Below are 13,222 nucleotides of genomic sequence, written 5' to 3' on the forward strand. Positions count from 1 at the left end.
ACACAATAGCGCCGATGGTAGTGTGGGGCTTCCCCATGTGAGAGTAGGACATCGCTAGGCTTTAAATTTGAACACTTGTCAGCGACGACAAGTATTCCACTGCGGAGTGGTAGTTCAGTTGGTTAGAATACCGGCCTGTCACGCCGGGGGTCGCGGGTTCGAGTCCCGTCCACTCCGCCACTTATTAGAAAAGCCCTGCTAGAAATAGCAGGGCTTTTTTATATTTGAAGAAAAGAGTTTTGCTTGTAGATTGTATGAGTGCTGTAAAGGCATCGAGACCCTACACTTCACGCTATTCCGGCACATATTAGAAAGCCTAGTCTGACGACTAGGCTTTCGTCGTTTCCGGCATATGAATCTTATTATTCAACTTCGAGTTTTGTAGAAGCGTTGTCCGTTGAGCTCGAGCTCTGATATTCCAACACTTATTATAAAAGTCCTGCTCTTTCTAGAAGCGCTTGATTACGTTAGTTGATATTTGTGGCTATCGATTCAATGGTTAACCTTTAGAGAATGTCTTAGTGAGGTTTACTTCTTACTAATTTGAACTGGTTGATAAAGATGTCTCGTCTCTAGTCACAAGGTTTTGCTGGTTCGGCAACTCTTGCTATATCTCTACTGCTTAATAGATGAACCTATTAAGCAGTTGCGTGAAACCCCGGCTTTAGCGTTTTATAGTTGGAATATTGATGGCCATTTAATTGCTAATTCAGCGTGATTTAACGTGGCTTTCGGTCTGTTGGTGAATATCTTTAAATGTGTTCTCTCAAAGTGAGCTCCTTTTACTCTTCAGCTTACAGGCGTCATACCTCTCGAGCCTCTTCTAAGAGCTTGTATATAAAAATCGTAAAACTACATATAGACACAATTAGTGTCGTTCTCCGTTTGTTTGGGAGGCTTTATTACGCTATTTCATAGTTACTTTTGTGCACTAGGTTTGGTGGCGTTGGACGGGTAGGGTTCGATGAGTTTGGTTTATAGGTGTTGTAGAAGTTATCTAGGGGCAAATAACAGATACAAAAAAGCCGATGCTAGACATCGGCTTAGTTTGAGTCGTTTTGAATTACGCTGGTTGAACGAGAGCGAGTGCTTTACGAGAAACCTCGTGAGCTGCTTTCGTTAAGTTTTGCTTCTCTAGGGCATCAGATAGGTATCCGTAATCTGAAACATTTGAGCGAAGTGCTAGTGCTTTTTCAAAGTGACTTTGTGCTTCTGCCCACTTCTGTTCTCTTAGGTAGAATTGAGCCAATGCGCTGTGTGCTTCGGCATTGCCACCATCTTTACTGATAGCACGCTCTAGCATCACAACTACTGGGTGGTGATCGGCAAGATTTAGCTCAGGAAGCAACATATAGAGCTCATTTGAACCACTCTTCGCAATGTTTTCTTTAATCACTGTGAAGGCTTCTGAATCAGCTTTACGAGCGATCAGTTGCTTCACAAAACAAGAAACAAGGTGAGAGCTTTGTTTTTGCTTTCTTGAAAGCTTATTCCAATGACTGATTAAACCTTCGCTACCTTGCTGCTGTGCCACATCGTGAAGCAAACCACATTGAGCTTTCTGTTCCAGCTCAACTTGTTCATCAGGTGTAAGAAGCTTGTTCTTAGCCAGCTTAGGCGTTAGCTCTAACAGTGGCTGCCACAGCTTAAGCTGCATGTAAGTGGCTTTTAGCAGGCCAAGTACGGCGGTGTTATTCGGGTACGAACCTTTCAATGTTGAAAGTGTATCGAATGCGGCTTCGTAGTTCGACTCACTGATCTGTTGTTTTGCTTTCGTTAGCTCAACGGCCAATAGAGAGTCCTCTTGTTGGCTAGCAAGCTCAATGTACTTATCACGCTCACTTGTATTGCCTTGTTCGTGAGCAGCTTGAGAAGCGACTAAATAACAAAGTAGCGGCATGTCGTGGTGGTTAGCCCAACGAGTTACCTTCTTCTCTGCGCCTTTCCAGTCACCTTCAAGAAGCTTGATGATGCCTTCATTGGTATAACGACGAGAGCGCTTTAGTTTACGAACACTGAACCAGTTCCAAGTTGTCGAGCTTGCGTACATAAGCTTTTTAAATAGGTACTCTAAGCCGAATAGAGCCGCTAGAAGAGCAATGACAAAGATAACCAGTGTTGTCACGCTCATCTCAATGGTCTTATTCGCAATTGAGATCAGAACGTAGCCTTGTTGACCAGAGAACTGAGTACCAACAATTAACCCAGCACCTAGAACGAGAAAAAGAAAAATCCAACGAATCATTATTTTTCCTCCGCGGTCATAACGGTTACTTCACGACGTAGGCGCTCACGTATCACGTCTGATAACTCATTTTGAGACTCAAGTTTCACAGGATATTTCACAGAAACATTCTGCTCGCTCAGCTGCTTAATTGCCTTCTCAAACTCAATCACTGAGTTGTTGTCTTGGTTTAGGTACGACTTCGACCATTCGTTAGCTGTTTGTAGTGCTGCACTGTAGACATCACCTTGTTCTTTGTAGACAGCGCGAATTGCGGTCTCTAGTTTGCCCTTGATATTCTCACGCAGGTAAAAGTGTTGCTCAGGAGAGAGTAGAGGAATAACTTCACCATCACGACTGCGGAATGTGATGAAATTTTCTGAAAAATCTTTCATCGACGTCATCAGGTTGTTCTGCCAATCATTGATATCTTGCGATACGGCTTTTTTCTCAACAACCGCAGCTTCTGGAAGAATCGCATTGGCAAGCGGCAGCGTATCGACTTGTTGTTGTAGGCTTGTGATGCGTAGAACTAAGCCATCACGGTCGATAAGAGGAATAGTGCGAAGCTTAGTAATGTCATTGGTCATTGATTGACGAAGAGAGACCAAGCTTGGGTCATTCAGTGCGGCGATACGTTGATCGGCGCTTTCCATTAGTTTGGTTGCACTAACGGCATCATGCTCTAGGAACAGTTTACGTCCTGCTAGTTTCACAAGGTAATCAGCTTCAGCAAGCAACCAGTCATTTGGACGGCGACCTTTAACATCAGCAACCGCTAGCTGTAGGCTTTGAATGCTCTTCTGTTGCTGAGATTGCACGACTTGAGTTTTCTCCACCGCATGTGATGCTTCTTGGATGGTCTCTTGCTTGATGGTTTGTAGGTCTTTATTTACTGCAGATTGAGTATTTTGCAGTTGTGCTTGAAGAGCAGCGATTTGAGCCGAGTACTCAGCGCTCTTTTGCTGCATTTGAAAGGCGATACCGCTACTGAAGACAATTGAAATAGCGATCGCAATAGCGCCTAGTTTTACACCGCGCTTACCTTGCTTTTCTGCTCTCTCTATTTGCTCTTTATGTTCAGCTTGAGGCTGTTCATTTTGAGCGGTATTTGACGCAGAGGCATCAAGTTTTTGTTCAGGCTGTTTTGTCTCTGTAGAGTCAGCTTTTTCGTTTTCAACAACTACTGGCTGAGTGTCTTGTTTCTTTTCAGGTTCAATATGCTCATTATTTTTTTTGCTTGTCATGCTTATTTCCTGTTCTAGCTAGGGCCGGAGAGCAGCCAGTAATATTTGGTTCGTAGCACTGTGAGTATTGGTCACGTTTGAGAAGCCGAGTTGTTGTGCTCGTTCTACTATGCGCTGGCTTGGGACAAATAAATGTCTTGTTGAAAGCCAAGCCAAATACTCATCAGGGGTAATTGAGCAGAGATACTCCAATTGTTCCTGACTAGTGATGACAACTTTGGACGTTTTTTTGTTTATCCATGTTTGATAGGTATTGTGGTCGCTAATAGGAATATATTCTCTACGGTAGGTCTCACAATAAGAGACTTTTGCACCTCGATTGAGTAGAGAATCTCTAATGAGCTCACGCCCACCATTTCCACGCAGTATCAAAATGGATTTATTATCTACGCCATTAAGTTCAGTAAGTTTGAGAAGATGTTCACTATCACTCACTTTGGGATAGTTTACTTTTTGTTTACTAACTTTGCTTAAAACGTGCGCAGTTTTTTGACCAACGCCAAGATAAAGCGGCGAAGTTGGCCAAATAGATGAAGTTTTCGAAAGGATGTTTTGGGCAGCGGTCACGGCGTGGTGACTGACTGCAATAATGATATCGCTGTTATTAAGCTGGGTGCTTAAATCCGATGAGTGTGGATTATCAACGATACGAATAAGCGGATGATGGATTGCTTGAATCCCTTCATCCGCTAGTTGTTGGCAAAGCGATTGTCCCTCTGAACCGGGACGAGTCACCAACACTGTCATAGTTATTCTTGGTCTGCGTATAGCTTGGTTAAGATTTCTCTCGCGCCATCATCCAGCAATTGATTTGCCAGAGTAACGCCAAGTGCTTCTGCATCTTTGCGAAGGCCAGAGATCTCACCACGAACCATTTTAGAACCATTTGGTTCGCCTACTAATGCACGTAGCCAGATATTATCGCCATCTAATAATGAGTAGCTACCGATAGGAACCTGACAACCACCTTCTAGAGTTAGGTTCATTGCACGTTCGCATAGCACACGATCGGCTGTGTCTTTGTGGTTCAGTGGCTCAAGAAGCTTGATTAGACGTTCATCATCTAGACGACACTCAATACCAACAGCGCCTTGCCCTACAGCAGGTAGAGACTGTTCAGGTTCGATAAAGCTACGGATACGCTCTTCTAGCTCTAATCGCTTAAGGCCAGCTGCCGCCAGCACGATAGCATCGTATTGACCATCGTCGAGTTTACCTAGACGAGTACCAACGTTGCCACGCAGTTCTTTGATGATGAGATCTGGGCGGTATTCTAGCAACTGACATTGACGACGCAGGCTGCATGTACCTACGACAGCACCTTGTGGTAACTCATCGATGTTGTTGTAAGTATTTGATACGAAAGCATCACGAGGATCTTCGCGCTCACAAATAGTTACTAGACCTAGACCTTCAGGGAAGTCGACTGGTACGTCTTTCATTGAGTGAACCGCTAGGTCAGCACGACCTTCTAGCATTGCTACTTCAAGTTCTTTAACGAATAGCCCTTTACCGCCTACTTTAGCAAGTGGCGTGTCTAGGATGATGTCACCTTTGGTCACCATAGTTACCAACTCAACCTCTAAACCAGGGTGAGCAGCTTGCAGTGCATCCCTTACAAAGTATGCCTGCCAAAGGGCAAGAGGGCTTTTTCTGGTCGCGATACGGATTGGTGCTGAATTTGTCATGGTGTTTCCGATATAGGTTCTGTAATAGGCTAATCCTACCATTGTGAGGCGAAAATTCTTACTGTTTGATCATTCGATACTTTGATAGCAGAGGGAATTTCATGAGTTCACCAAAATAGTGTGATTGGTATCTCATTTGAAACATGGGCTATTATTAGAAATAGTCAATAAAGAGGACACTACGGCGCCGCGAGTTTTACTTTCAGTCATCAAGGGATTCGTAAGTATGACGGCGTCCTTTGCTTTACCGATAAGGGTAAAAGTGTTAAATTGATCACGTTTTGTTGCTGCTTTCGTTCAGTAACTAAACAGAAGTACACTTAATCTCAAACCAAGGACTTACCTTGCAGGCTTACACTCAAACTTTGATTCAACGATTAGACAATCTAAATCAGCAGCGCATTGATCGTGCGTTGGCGTTGATGAATGTGCAGGGCCAGCGAGTTTTTAACCTTATCCCCGCGCTGCTTCACTTCAATCACCCGATGATGCCTGGTTATTATGACCAACAAGTTCCTTTTGGAATTCGTAGCTTCACGCTCAATGAATTCCAAAAGCAATTTGTCTCTGATACTGAATTAACTCTGGGCGGAAAACTTACCGAGGCCGCTGAACCAGCAATCTTGGGTTTGTACACCATGGGTAGTACTTCGTCTATTGGTCAAAGTACCTCAAGTGATCTTGATATCTGGGTGTGTGTATCTCCAGATATGGATGGCGCATCTCGCGATAGCCTGACCAATAAATGCCTGCTTATTACTGATTGGGCTGAAACCTTAGGGGTTGAAGCGAACTTCTTTTTGATGGATGAAGAGCGTTTCCGCTCGAATCATTCTGAAGAGATGACCGGTGATAACTGTGGTTCTTCACAGCACTTACTACTGCTTGATGAGTTCTACCGCTCAGCCGTTCGTTTGGCTGGCCAGCGTTTGTTGTGGCAAATCATCCCGCCAGAAATGGAGGAGTGCTACGACGAGTATGTCCAAGGTTTATGTAACGATGGTTATCTTGATTGCTCGCAGTGGATCGATTTCGGCAAGCTGAACAGTATTCCTGCTGAAGAGTACTTTGGTTCAAACCTATGGCAGCTCTATAAGAGTATCGACTCACCGTATAAATCGGTGTTGAAGGCGATCCTGTTAGAAGCTTATTCATGGGAATACCCAAACACCCAGCTTCTTAGTATTGACACCAAGCGTCGTTTCTTCGCAGATGAACCTGATCTGTATGGCATGGATAGCTACTATCTGATGCTTGAAAAGGTCACTCGCTACCTAGAACGTATCAACGACCATACTCGATTGGATTTGGTGAGACGCTGCTTCTATCTTAAAACCCACGAGAAGTTGTCACGAGATGCGGGTATTGGTTCTGTCGCATGGCGTCGTGAAGCCTTAACCGAGATGACTAAATCTTGGAACTGGGGACATGAAACCATTGCTGAGCTCGACAACCGCCGTAACTGGAAGGTTGAGCAGGTTAAAGTGGTACACCATGCGCTGCTTGATGCCTTGATGCTGAGCTATCGTAATCTGATTCAATTTGCACGTCGCAACGACATCACTTCAGCTATCAGCCCGCAAGATATCAGTATCTTGGCACGTAAGCTTTATGCTGCGTTTGAGGTGTTACCAGGCAAAGTGACGCTACTGAATCCACAAATATCCCCGGATCTCCATGAGCCAGATTTGAGCTTTATCGAAGTTCGTCAGGGTCAGTCAAATAAAGCAGGTTGGTACTTGTACAAACAGCCTTTGATTGCACATCGCATTCTCGGTCAGCCTTCACTTGAACACCATGAGTACTTGAGTAAATTGGTTGCTTGGTCGTTCTTTAATGGCCTAATTACAGAGTCGACGCGTTTGCACTCTGTGGTTCGAGATGCTCATATTGATATCGATAAATTTTATCAAATGGTGAGCGATCTACGTAATACCTTCTCTTTGCGTAAGCGTCGTCCGAGTATGCAGGCACTGGCGAGCCCGTGTGAGATAAGCCAACTGGCGATGTTCATCAACTTTGAAAATGACCCGACGTCTGAATTAAGTGGTCGCGCATTAAAAGTGGATCTTAAGAATGCCGATATTTTCAGTTTTGGTGAAGAAGGTAAGAGCTTAGTCGGTAGTGTTGATCTGGTTTATCGGAACTCTTGGCATGAAGTTCGTACACTTCATTTCCAAGGCGAAACCGCGATGTTGGACGCGCTGAAGACGGTACTGGGTAAAATGCACCAGGATGCGTTGCCGCCAGAGTCGGTCGATGTGTTCTGTTACAGCAAAAACCTACGCGGTGTGATGCGTAATATGGTGTATCAACTGCTTGCCGAGTGTATCGACTTGCGATTAAAACCGATTGAGCCAGAGAAACGCCGCCGATTTAAGGCTATTCGCCTGGCAAACAAAATGTTTGGTCTGTTCTTTGAACGTCGTGGTGTATCGGTACAGATGTTGGAAAACTCGGTCGATTTCTATCGTAGTATCTCGACGAATAAGCTGAAGGGCTCACCTTTACTGATGCTCGATAAAGAGCAAGAGTATCAGCTACCAGAAGTGGTTGATGGTTTTGCGAGTGAAGGTTTAATTCAATTTTTCTTTGAGGATACCGACAAAGGTTTCAATATTTATGTATTGGACGAGTCGAATCAGGTTGAGGTGTATCACCAGTACAGCGGTGAAAAAGATGAGATGATCGCAAGCGTGAATTCTTTCTACACTTCAGTTAAAGATGAGTCGAAGGTGTCGTCTAAGTTGATTAACTTTAACCTACCTCAGTACTACCAAATTGTTCACCCTGAAGAAGGTAACTCTTATGTGGTGCCATATCGTAACGATGCGACTTTAGCTTCTCGGAGCTCAAAGATAGTCAATATCTAGTCTTACCAAGACTGATTGATATTAAAAAAGGAGTGATTGATTCACTCCTTTTTAGTTTTGCTTACAAATGATTAGACCCAATTAATCTCTTCATCTGCGTGCTTTTCGCACTCTTCTTTGACCATCTCAAACAACGCCATGCCCGTCTTTGAACATGTCCACTTGTCGTCAACTAGCTTGAAGTGAAAGCCGCCAGATTTAGACGCTAACCAGATCTCACGCATTGGTTCTTGGCGATTGATGATAATTTGGCTGCGGTTTTCAAACTCCAACGTCATTACGTTACCAGTCACTTCATAATCAATATCTGCCTCTGATTCATCGATCGCTTCTTCGATGTTTTGCATCTGTATATCGACCAGCTTATGAAATTCAGTCTCGTTCATCCTTTCTATCCTATTGCTTTTCCTGAGTGTGGTGCGATTATAGGGGGCATTGAGTTAATAATCACGATGTGCAAAATGAAAAAACTAATTACCGCTTTGTTTATGGTGTCCGTTATTGGACTTTCTGGTTGTGGTCAAACGGGTCCTTTGTATGATCCTGATGAAGTTCAACAGACTGAACAATCACAATAAGTGAAAAACGCAGAAATCGTTATTTATAAGGGATAAGAACTTTGGATTACTTCAACTATCAGGAAGATGGCCAGCTTTGGGCTGAGGACGTCGCACTTTCACAACTAGCAGAGCAATATGGTACACCGCTGTATGTATATTCTCGTGCCACATTAGAACGTCACTGGAACGCGTTTGACTCATCGGTAGGTGAGCACCCGCATTTGGTGTGTTACGCCGTTAAAGCTAACTCGAATCTAGGCGTGTTGAATACCTTGGCTCGTTTGGGTTCTGGTTTTGACATCGTTTCTGGTGGTGAGCTAGAGCGTGTGGTTGCTGCTGGTGGCGATCCGGCGAAAGTTGTTTTCTCTGGTGTCGGCAAAACAGCCGCAGAAATGAAGCGAGCGCTTGAGTTGAACATTAAATGTTTCAACGTAGAGTCTGAGCCAGAACTGGAGCGACTGAATAAAGTGGCCGGTGAACTTGGAGTTAAAGCGCCGATTTCACTGAGAATCAACCCTGATGTTGATGCCAATACTCACCCTTATATCTCTACGGGCTTGCGTGATAACAAGTTTGGTATCGCCTTCGATCGTGCTCCTGCTGTTTATGCGTTTGCTAAAACACTCGATAACTTGTCTATCCATGGTATTGATTGCCATATCGGCTCTCAGTTAACGGATATCGAACCTTTCATCGATGCCACTGATCGCTTGCTTGCGTTGATCGACCAACTACGAGCTAACGATATCAACATCAAGCATCTTGATGTTGGCGGTGGTTTGGGGGTGGTTTATCGTGATGAATTACCACCACAGCCCTCTGACTACGCGAAAGCCTTGTTGGCTCGCCTAGACAATCATTCTGATCTAGAGCTGATTTTCGAGCCAGGAAGAGCGATTGCGGCTAACGCTGGTGTATTATTAACAAAAGTCGAGTTCCTTAAGCCAACAGAGCATAAGAACTTTGCCATTATCGATGCGGCAATGAACGACCTGATGCGCCCTGCACTTTACCAAGCTTGGCAAGATATTGTTCCAGTTAGCCCGCGTCAGGGTGAAGCTGTGACTTACGATTTAGTTGGCCCTATATGTGAAACGGGTGACTTCCTAGGTAAAGACCGTGACCTTGTTCTTGAAGAGGGCGATTTATTGGCTGTTCGTTCAGCAGGTGCTTATGGCTTCGCAATGTCATCTAACTACAACACTCGTTCGCGTGCGGCAGAAGTGATGGTTGATGGCGATAAAACTCATTTGGTTCGTCAGCGTGAAGAGCTTACGAGTCTGTGGGAACTTGAAAACATTCTTCCGGAGTAATTTTAAGCGTTATGCACTTCCACTTTTCTAAAATGCATGGTTTGGGCAATGATTTCATGGTCGTGGACTGCATTACTCAAAATATTTTCTTTTCTCCAGATTTGATCCGTCGTTTGGCGGATCGTCACACTGGTGTGGGTTTTGACCAGCTACTTGTAGTTGAAGCTCCCTATGATCCTGAAACTGACTTCCATTATCGCATATTTAATGCAGATGGCAGTGAAGTTGAGCAGTGTGGCAATGGTGCACGTTGTTTTGCTCGATTCGTTCGCATGAAAGGCTTAACGAATAAGTACAGCATCAACGTGAGCACCAAGAAAGGGAAAATGGTTCTTAAGATTGAAGACAATGATTTAATCACTGTCAACATGGGTATTCCTGAGTTCGAACCGGGCAAGATTCCATTTAAGGCGAAGCAGCCAGAAAAGACGTATATCCTAAGAACGGATGTACACACCTTGTTCTGTGGTGCTGTTAGCATGGGTAACCCACATGTGGTTACCGTAGTTGATGACGTCGATACAGCAGATGTGGATACCTTAGGTCCGCTGCTTGAATCTCACGAACGTTTTCCTGAGCGTGTTAATGCTGGCTTTATGCAAGTGGTTAACCGTGAAGAGGTTCGCTTGCGCGTCTACGAACGTGGTGCGGGTGAAACTCAGGCGTGTGGCAGTGGCGCATGTGGTGCAGTTGCTGTTGGTATAACACAAGGCTTACTGGCTGAGAATGTGAAGGTTCGTCTACCTGGTGGTGACTTACACATTAGCTGGCAAGGCCCTGGGAAACCTCTGTTGATGACTGGTCCAGCAACGCATGTGTTTGATGGTCAGCTTTCTTGCTAATAACGATATAACAAATAGATTTATAAAAAATAAAGGATAGGTTTTGTCTTACGTTGAAGGCGACACTCTGACTGCAGAGGTGGTTGCGGAATATTTACGTGATAACCCAGATTTCTTTCAAAACAGGAAAGATTTGGTTGATCGCCTTGCTATTAATAATGTTGAGCAGGGCGCTGTTTCTCTGGTTGAGATTCAGCTTAAACGTCAGCGTCATAGAATCAAAGAGCTGGAAGAAGAGATCACTGGCCTGATGTCACTAGCGGCGAATAACGATAAAACTTTCTATGAATTCATGGATCTGCAAACTCAAGTGTTGAAATGCAGTGACTTCATTCAGGTTGTCAAGGCTGTTGAACAAAAAGCGTTGGAACTAGGGCTTAAGGCTCATGTACGAGTTCTCTCACAATTAGGTTTTTATCAGCTGAATGAAGAGCGTTACTCGAAATTTTCACTTAACCATTTCAATGGCAAAGATGCTTATCTAGGGCGATTGAGAAAGGCAGACAGACACGATTTGTTTGGTGATTATCCAGTTCCAGAGCTAGGCTCTTATGTAGTGCTACCCCTTGCTAAGCGATCTCCACTGGGTGTACTCGCTTTTTCTAGTGAAGATGGCGGACACTTCCAGCCTCATATGGACACGCTCTTTTTACGCCATTTAGCACTTGTTGTCGCTCATTTGGCGGACACCTTACCTTGGCAGATAAATAATGAGCCTAGAGCCCAAAATACCTCTTCCTAATAGCCTTCAAAAGCCGCTCTCTCGCTTCTATGAATATCTTAGAAGTGAGAAGGGACTCAGCTTACACACCCAACGTAACTACAAACAACAACTTGAAACCATGGCCGCTCATTTAGTCACTCTTGGACTAAAGGATTGGTCTCAAGTCGATGCGGCGTGGGTAAGACAACTTGCAAGTAAAGGCATGCGCGAAGGAATGAAAGCGAGCAGTATTGCGACTCGCTTATCGTCACTGCGCAGCTTCTTTGATTTCCTTGTCTTGCGTGGCGAAATGACCGCCAATCCAGCCAAAGGGGTTTCAGCACCTCGTAAACAACGTCCTTTGCCTAAAAACCTCGATGTTGATGAAGTCGGTCAGTTGCTTGATGTGAATGAGGACGACCCACTGTCAATTCGCGACCGAGCGATGATGGAAGTGATGTATGGTGCTGGATTACGTTTGGCTGAGCTGGTCGGTATCAATCTTAAAGATGTGTTGGGTCGACAAGGCGAAATCCGAGTGATTGGTAAAGGCGACAAAGAACGCAAAGCGCCTTTTTCTGGTTTAGCGAAAGAGTGGGTTGATAAATGGCTCAAAGTTCGTGGTGCACTAGCTTCGCCGGGTGAGCCTGCACTGTTTGTCTCGAAGTTAGGGACTCGTATCTCTCATCGCAGCGTGCAAAAGCGCATGGAAGAGTGGGGCAAGAAGCAATCTGTCGCGAGTCACATCAGCCCGCATAAACTGCGTCACTCCTTTGCAACGCATGTACTGGAGTCGAGCCAAAACCTTCGTGCGGTTCAAGAGTTGCTCGGGCATGAAAACATCTCGACAACCCAAGTGTACACTCACTTAGATTTCCAACATTTAGCACAAGCTTATGACCAAGCTCATCCAAGAGCTCGTAAGAAGAATAAAGATTAGATTAAAGGTTTAACTATGCGAATTTATCGAGGGTTAAAGCCCATCAAAGCCATGACCTTTGATTTGGATGATACCTTGTACGACAACTGGCCTGTGATCATGAAGGTTGAGAAAGAGATGGCGCAGTGGCTTTATCAAAAGCATCCTGTGTCTGCTTCTCTTTCGTTAGAAGAGTGGCAAGGTATCAAACAGCAAGTCGCCTCTGAAAACCCAGCGTTAAAGCATGATGTCACCGTGTGGCGAGAAACACAGATTAAGCGTGGTTTGTTACAACTGGGGTATTCTCAGCAGCAAGCAGAACAAGCGGCTCGTGAAGGCATAGAACACGCCTTGTGGCTGCGAAATCAGGTGGATGTGCCACAAGAAACGCATCGAGTGATGGCTGAGCTGAGCCAACGTATTCCTTTAGTTGCGATTACTAATGGCAATGTCGACCCACATAAAATTGGCTTGGGGCAGTACTTCCAATTAATCCTTAAAGCCGGTCCTGACGGCAGAGCAAAACCCTACCCAGATATGTTTGATAAAGCTCAGCAATACCTAAATTGTGACGCTGAGAATATTCTCCATGTTGGTGACCATCTTAGAACCGATGTCTATGGAGCTAAGACAAATGGTTTCCAAGCATGCTGGTTTAATGATACTGGTTCCAATTTATATGATTCCCCGAAGGCAACAGTGCTGCCTGATGTTGAAATAGAGCAACTTAGTGATCTTATGCGATTAACTTAATGGCCGTAGTAAGCTTAATGTGTCGCATTTATGATATTGAATTGTTACATTAGTCACAATTAAATGCCTGTTTAGGCTAGGATAGTTGACGGCTACTTTT

Annotated in this window: 12 protein-coding genes and 1 tRNA gene; 8 read left to right on the forward strand and 5 right to left on the reverse strand. The window is 44.5% G+C overall.

The features are described 5' to 3' along the window. The first annotated feature begins 103 nt into the window (after positions 1 to 103). Positions 104 to 180, forward strand: a tRNA-Asp gene (locus ACED28_RS15140). Positions 181 to 1,063: 883 nt separating this feature from the next. On the opposite strand, the gene ACED28_RS15145 is transcribed toward ACED28_RS15140, so the two are convergent. From ACED28_RS15145 to hemC, 4 genes are read right to left on the reverse strand one after another with little or no spacing between them, the layout of a single operon-like run. Then, complete coding sequence (locus tag ACED28_RS15145; RefSeq protein WP_017098553.1) at positions 1,064 to 2,245, reverse strand: heme biosynthesis protein HemY; 1,182 nt, start codon at positions 2,243 to 2,245, stop codon at positions 1,064 to 1,066. Further along, entirely contained in the window at positions 2,245 to 3,471 is a 1,227-nt protein-coding gene (locus ACED28_RS15150) for a uroporphyrinogen-III C-methyltransferase (protein ID WP_371710177.1), read from the reverse strand. The genes ACED28_RS15145 and ACED28_RS15150 overlap by 1 nt, the downstream gene beginning before the upstream one ends. Before the next feature lie 18 nt (positions 3,472 to 3,489). Further along, a complete protein-coding gene (locus ACED28_RS15155) occupies positions 3,490 to 4,218 on the reverse strand; it encodes a uroporphyrinogen-III synthase (RefSeq protein WP_009848204.1) in 729 nt (242 codons plus the stop codon). Positions 4,219 to 4,220: 2 nt separating this feature from the next. After that, complete coding sequence (hemC, locus tag ACED28_RS15160) at positions 4,221 to 5,159, reverse strand: hydroxymethylbilane synthase (RefSeq protein WP_371710178.1); 939 nt, start codon at positions 5,157 to 5,159, stop codon at positions 4,221 to 4,223. 344 nt (positions 5,160 to 5,503) lie between these two features. On the opposite strand from hemC, the gene ACED28_RS15165 reads away from it, so the two are divergent. Next, entirely contained in the window at positions 5,504 to 8,032 is a 2,529-nt protein-coding gene (locus ACED28_RS15165) for a class I adenylate cyclase (protein WP_009848206.1), read from the forward strand. A 71-nt stretch (positions 8,033 to 8,103) separates the two neighbouring features. Here ACED28_RS15165 and cyaY read toward each other — a convergent pair whose 3' ends face one another. After that, positions 8,104 to 8,418: an iron donor protein CyaY gene (cyaY, locus tag ACED28_RS15170; protein ID WP_009848207.1), complete on the reverse strand. Its 315-nt coding sequence runs from the start codon at positions 8,416 to 8,418 to the stop codon at positions 8,104 to 8,106. On the opposite strand from cyaY, the gene ACED28_RS15175 reads away from it, so the two are divergent. Genes ACED28_RS15175 through yigB form a run of 6 tightly spaced genes read left to right on the forward strand, consistent with a single transcriptional unit; the run spans position 8,398 to position 13,122 of the window. Continuing rightward, on the forward strand, positions 8,398 to 8,610 hold the full coding sequence (locus ACED28_RS15175; RefSeq protein ID WP_009848208.1) for a lipoprotein: 213 nt from the start codon (positions 8,398 to 8,400) through the stop codon (positions 8,608 to 8,610). The genes cyaY and ACED28_RS15175 overlap by 21 nt on opposite strands. A 41-nt stretch (positions 8,611 to 8,651) precedes the next feature. After that, complete coding sequence (gene lysA, locus ACED28_RS15180) at positions 8,652 to 9,905, forward strand: diaminopimelate decarboxylase (protein ID WP_009848209.1); 1,254 nt, start codon at positions 8,652 to 8,654, stop codon at positions 9,903 to 9,905. Between the two features lie 11 nt (positions 9,906 to 9,916). Continuing rightward, positions 9,917 to 10,747 carry a diaminopimelate epimerase gene (gene dapF / locus ACED28_RS15185; protein WP_009848210.1) on the forward strand — a complete coding sequence of 277 codons (831 nt, stop codon included), beginning with the start codon at positions 9,917 to 9,919 and terminating at the stop codon, positions 10,745 to 10,747. Between the two features lie 43 nt (positions 10,748 to 10,790). Then, complete coding sequence (locus tag ACED28_RS15190) at positions 10,791 to 11,489, forward strand: DUF484 family protein (protein WP_371710179.1); 699 nt, start codon at positions 10,791 to 10,793, stop codon at positions 11,487 to 11,489. After that, on the forward strand, positions 11,458 to 12,390 hold the full coding sequence (xerC, locus tag ACED28_RS15195) for a tyrosine recombinase XerC (protein WP_122047531.1): 933 nt from the start codon (positions 11,458 to 11,460) through the stop codon (positions 12,388 to 12,390). Before ACED28_RS15190 ends, xerC begins: the two co-directional genes overlap by 32 nt. 15 nt (positions 12,391 to 12,405) lie before the next feature. Further along, positions 12,406 to 13,122 carry a 5-amino-6-(5-phospho-D-ribitylamino)uracil phosphatase YigB gene (gene yigB / locus ACED28_RS15200; RefSeq protein WP_017103560.1) on the forward strand — a complete coding sequence of 239 codons (717 nt, stop codon included), beginning with the start codon at positions 12,406 to 12,408 and terminating at the stop codon, positions 13,120 to 13,122. The last annotated feature ends 100 nt before the right edge of the window (positions 13,123 to 13,222 follow it).

The organism is Vibrio sp. 1F253 (genome assembly GCF_041439295.1).
GTDB lineage: Bacteria > Pseudomonadota > Gammaproteobacteria > Enterobacterales > Vibrionaceae > Vibrio > Vibrio tasmaniensis_A.